General features: G+C 64.8%; 1 protein-coding gene. It reads right to left on the bottom strand.

The genetic code is table 11. From position 1 onward, the window contains the following. Positions 1-16 precede the first annotated feature (16 nt). A complete protein-coding gene (locus tag ABD209_RS15570; RefSeq protein WP_344067836.1) occupies positions 17-1,099 on the bottom strand; it encodes an IS110 family RNA-guided transposase in 1,083 nt (360 codons plus the stop codon). Positions 1,100-1,409 lie beyond the last annotated feature (310 nt).

Genomic DNA, 1,409 nt, shown 5'->3' with positions numbered 1-1,409 from the left:
GACGCCCTTCTGTTTGTCAAGCGGCGGTGTAGGTGTGATTCAGCGCGCGCTGGTGGTTACGCAGGAGGTAGTAGATTTCGCGGGCGATGTAGCGTTTGAGTAGGCGGAGGATCTCGGGGTTGGAGTGTCCTTCGGCCCTCTTGCGGGCGACGTAGGCCTTGGTGCTTGGGTCGATGCGCCATCGGCTGACGGCGATCATGTGCAGCGCAGAGTTCGCGGCTCTGTCCCCGCCACGATTGAGGCGGTGGCGGGTGGTTTTCCCGCTGGAGGCAGGCAGCGGAGCTGTCCCGCAGAGCATCGCGAAGGATCCTTCTGACCGGAGCCGATCTGGGTTGTCGCCGGCGGTGATCAACAGTTGGGTGGCTGATTCGTAGCCGATACCGGGGCGGGCCAGCAGTTCGGGTGCGAGTTCGTCGACCAGAGCGTGCATGAGGGTTTCGAGGTCGGCGATCTCGTCGTGCAGTTCCACGTAGCGTCGGGCGAGAGACTTCAGCGAGATCTTGGTCGCGGTGACGGGGTCGCGGTATCCGGTGGTGTCGGGTCGCCACGCGGCCAGGGTGCGGATCAGCTGCATCCGAGTCATGTTGCGCAGCTGGTCGCGCAGTTCTTCTGGCGCGGAGATGATCAGCGCGTGGATCATCTGGAGTGCGACGCGGCGTGCTTTGATCGCGGTCGAGCGGGCAATCTTCAATGCCCGCAACGATTCCACCATCCCGTCATGCGCTCGTGGGGTGACGGTGCGTTGTCGCGCGAACGCGGCGTGAGCGGCCTGTTCGGCGTCGATGGTGTCGTCCTTGCCGCGCTTGCGCCGGTCGGCCTTGTCGCCGGCGGTGACCTCCAAGACCTCGATCCCGGCTTGGTCCAGGTGGCGCATCAGCCCGGCACCGTAGGACCCGGTGCACTCGATACCGACCCGGGCAACGTCACCGTGGGAGCGCATCCAGCGAAGCAAGGCGCGGTAGCCCGCGCGGGTGGTGGAGAACGACTCGGTGGCGATCAGTCGATCGTGGGAATCGACGACCGCGGCCACGTGGAGGTCTTTGTGGGTGTCGACCCCACCTATGACGACAGGGGAGGTGGACGGTGGACGGTCGGTCATGAGAGGGGTTCCTTTCGGTCGAAGAACAACACCAGTTGGTTGCCCTCGGCCGAACCAGACACCTGGACACGACAGTAACGAGACGAGACCGTCAGGCCCTTCTTCAGTCACATGGCTCCGGCGAGACCGCGGGCCTCGCCAGAGGTGCTCCCGAGCAACCGACATGTCCGGGGAATGACACCTTGCCGGGGTCGATCGGAGTGCGGGTCAGGATGCTGCGAGAACACCTCCGACACCACGGTAGCCCCCAGGGTCGATCGGCGTGCGAGTCACGAAACCCGGGAGCACCTAGGCAGGCAACAGTCTTACT

Source organism: Nostocoides vanveenii (genome assembly GCF_039531165.1).
Taxonomy (GTDB): domain Bacteria; phylum Actinomycetota; class Actinomycetes; order Actinomycetales; family Dermatophilaceae; genus Nostocoides_A; species Nostocoides_A vanveenii.
Note: the sequence above shows the minus strand (reverse complement) of the source record. Positions and strands in the feature narration are given on the sequence as shown.

Excerpts from the sequence above, each read along its gene's own strand:
- ABD209_RS15570 (WP_344067836.1), bottom strand. The coding sequence starts at position 1,099 with ATGACCGACCGTCCACCGTCCACCTCCCCTGTCGTCATAGGTGGGGTC.